General features: G+C 66.0%; 1 protein-coding gene and 1 tRNA gene. One reads left to right on the top strand and one right to left on the bottom strand.

Features of this window, described 5'->3' with window-relative positions; translation table 11 throughout:
* Window positions 1-294 precede the first annotated feature (294 nt).
* The gene (locus DW233_RS10000) at window positions 295-1,557 is read right to left on the bottom strand and encodes an IS30 family transposase (protein WP_118268021.1); all 1,263 of its coding nucleotides are present in this window, start codon (window positions 1,555-1,557) and stop codon (window positions 295-297) included.
* Between the two features lie 208 nt (window positions 1,558-1,765).
* On the opposite strand from DW233_RS10000, the gene DW233_RS09995 reads away from it, so the two are divergent.
* Window positions 1,766-1,841 (top strand) — tRNA-Val (locus tag DW233_RS09995).
* The last annotated feature ends 629 nt before the right edge of the window (window positions 1,842-2,470 follow it).

The following is a 2,470-nucleotide window of genomic DNA, read 5'->3' as shown; positions in this document are numbered from 1 at the left end:
TGTGCGGATGAATGTGGGAAGTGTTCGGATGAAGTTGCCAATCAAGGATCAGCTCCGCTGTGACACGTGGGTTGATTTTCAATCTCAACGCAACAGCCTGAACGGGCCCCGCGTTTCCGCAGCTAGCGCAACGCGGGAATAGCTCCCGGCACCTGGCCGTCGCACCGTTTCCGCAGGTGGAGAGGCTATGGAGGCCGGTGCCCCCATGCCGCCGCCGCATGCTCCGCCAGCCCGCCGCGCAGCCGTTCCGGACTCAGCGCAACGGGCCCTCCGGCCCATGTCCCGGCCCGCCGCCTATCCCGCCAGCGGCCCCTCGCCCCTCGCGGCCCTGGCCCTGTCGATGCAGCCGGGCGTGAGGTCGAGCTCGCCGGGCGCCAGCTCCTCTATCCCGAACGCGTCCATGAGGGCGGAGGCGTCCTCCCCGAGGGCCATCCGCAGCACGCGCGCCGGCGTCAGGAACCCGAGCGCCCCCCTCGGCTCGGAGTTCACCTGCGACATGAGCAGCGCGCAGTCCGCCGCCGTCAGCCGGTCGAACCTGGCCCCGGCGCCCTTGGGCAGCAGCTTCCTGATCTCCACGTGGTTCTTCTCGCACGCGCCCTTCTGCTGGCTCTGCCGGGGGTCGCAGTAGAAGAGCCTGGTCTCGCCGTCCCGCTCGCCGATCAGCGCCGCGATGGCGCCCTCGTCGGCGAACTCGCTCCCGTTGTCGGTGAGCACGGCGCCGAAGGCGCGCCTCGCGCCGTCCTCGCCGAGGACCCCGCGCAGGGAGGAGAGCGCCGCCAGGACCGAGGCGCACGTGCCGTCCGGCAGCGGCAGGGCCAGCTGGAAGCGGCTCGGGCGGTGCAGGAGCGTGAGGAGCCTGGCGGAGTCGCCCCTGGAGCCCTCGACGGTGTCCATCTCCCAGGCCGCGGCGCAGGCGTCCTCGCCGAGCGCGAGGAACGACGCGTGCGACCTGCGCGCCGAGTGGGACATCGCCCTCCCCGGGGCCCGGCGCGACCTCGGCCTGTAGCCGACCTTGCGCCTGAGCTCCATGTTCGTCATGCCGTCGTAGCCGGCGTCCACCCACCTGTAGACGGTGGAGGCGCTGAGCCCGGGGGTCGCCGCCGCTATCTGCTGCGGGGAGAGCCCGCGCGCGAGCCCGTCCCTGATGGCCGCGAGCTTGGCGGCGGCGCCCTCCTCGGTCTCGTCGATCCCGGACCTGCTGCCCGAGAGCTCGGCGTCGGCCGCCTCCTGCGCCCTCCTGGCGCTGTAGAACACCCTGGGCCTCCTCGAGCAGCCGTAGCCCCTCCTGTGCGAGCAGCCGTTGCAGCACCTCGGCCACGAGGAGAGCCTGGGGCAGGCCCCCGACAGGTCCGCGGGAGCGGGCTCGCCGTAGCGCGAGCGCGGCGCCGTGACGTAGCGGTGCGCCGCCACCTCCCTGGTCACGGTCGATGGCGACCTGCCGAGCTCCGCGGCGATCTCGCGGGCGCTGCGGTTGAGGTCGAGCATCCTCTCGACCGTGTTCCTCTCATGCCTCGTGAGCCTCCCGTACGACCTCCCGGACGGCTTCGGTCTGGACATTTCGGCCTCCCTCCATCGCGGGCCGGGGGATTCCGGCCCCTCTGGGGTTGCCTACCCGGATTCGCGCCTCAGGACTCAGCGCAACGCGTTGCGCTGAGTCCTGAGTCTGTTGCAATGAAGATGAGAATCAAGGGCTGTGACACGTGCCGGTTACCTTTAATGGATATGAGGTGAATGGGGCGATTGTTTTGCTATACTCTCTCCGCACGGGCGATTGGCGCAACGGTTAGCGCAGGTGCTTTACACGCACAAGGCTGGGGGTTCGAATCCCTCATCGCCCACCATTGAATTGGAAACGGTCCTCGCAAAGGGACCGTTTTTGTTTGGGCCCAGCGCATGGGATTCGAACCCGACAGGGTGCGAAGCTGAGGAAACGCGAAGCGTTTTCCAGCGCAGCACGCGAGGGCCGCAGGCCCGAAGCGAAAGCGGGCGGCGCCAGCCGCACGCGGACATCCCTCATCGCCCACCACTGAATTGTTAGGCCTCCAGCGATGGAGGCCTTTCCTTTTCAGGCCCAGCGCATGGGATTCGAACCCGCCAGCACGTCTGTCACAAAGGCCGTGGCCAAAAAATGGCAAAAATGAGTACTGCTACCTTGCTTACAACATATCAGAAGATAATATTTGCTTAAGTTACGCAACATATGTCCATTATAAGGACTAGCAATTGGATCAAAATCGTACATTCATCGCCATTTCGACTAGCTATCTGGCCTTATTAGTCCAAAATTGCTGCTACCAAATCGGTAACAGTACTCATATTTGATGTTTTTTGACCAGCAGGTCTCCCCGCCTTAGCAAATCTAAGGCAAAACGGGCTCCAGACCGCCGAATCGTGCCGCATATGGCACATCCGCAGTCCGGAACGGTGGCGCGCGCAGACGTGGTGTAAGAGCGTCCCGAGGTCCGTCGCT

Source organism: Collinsella sp. AM20-15AC (assembly GCF_003471405.1).
In the GTDB taxonomy this organism is placed as follows: domain Bacteria; phylum Actinomycetota; class Coriobacteriia; order Coriobacteriales; family Coriobacteriaceae; genus Collinsella.
The sequence above is the reverse complement of the archived record's forward strand: the minus strand, read 5'-3'. Positions and strand labels throughout refer to the sequence as shown.